The sequence below is a fragment of the Myxococcus llanfairpwllgwyngyllgogerychwyrndrobwllllantysiliogogogochensis genome, assembly GCF_006636215.1.
Taxonomy (GTDB): domain Bacteria; phylum Myxococcota; class Myxococcia; order Myxococcales; family Myxococcaceae; genus Myxococcus; species Myxococcus llanfairpwllgwyngyllgogerychwyrndrobwllllantysiliogogogochensis.
The window spans coordinates 1-522 of the sequence record NZ_VIFM01000673.1 but is presented as its reverse complement, the minus strand read 5'-3'; the positions used below and the strand labels follow the sequence as shown (position 1 = coordinate 522).

The 522-nt window shown below is 66.3% G+C and carries 1 protein-coding gene; it reads right to left on the bottom strand.

What is annotated here, in order from left to right; genetic code table 11:
* Positions 1 to 17 precede the first annotated feature (17 nt).
* Positions 18 to 284: an AtpZ/AtpI family protein gene (locus FJV41_RS49955; RefSeq protein ID WP_174457008.1), complete on the bottom strand. Its 267-nt coding sequence runs from the start codon at positions 282 to 284 to the stop codon at positions 18 to 20.
* Positions 285 to 522: the final 238 nt, after the last annotated feature.

Sequence of the window (522 nt, the reverse complement as noted above, 5' to 3'; positions counted from 1 at the left end):
CTCTTCGCCCTGCCCCGTCACTTCCGCTTCCCCAGTCGGGCCATCTCCCGGAGGAATCCGTAGAAGCCCACGCAGATACCCAGCAGGCTCAACCCCAGGAGCAGCCACGGCGCCGTTCCCAGCTTTCCGTCCAGCCAGTAGCCGCCCAGCACGCCCACCACCGCCCCACCCACCAGCTTCCACACCGCCGAGACGTAGGGCTCGGCCGCCCGCATGTGGCGAGCCATGGGTCCCAGCTCGCTGCCGTCCGAACCGACCTTATTTGGGGGTTCTTGCTCCACCATTCGGACGCCTCCCCAAACCCTGGGAAACCCTCGGATTTCCCATGCCACCCGATCCAACCCCTTCACACGCGGGCGCCGCTTAACACCGAATGAGCGACACGTGCAACCGCTACAGTGTCCCGGCACGGGACAGCGCCAGCGGGGGTTGCGGCACCGGCAAGCGCAGCTATCACCTCCAGAGCGGGAGCTGGCCCTTTTCGCGAGCCCTGTCTCTTTAACACATCTGACGCTGCCGACG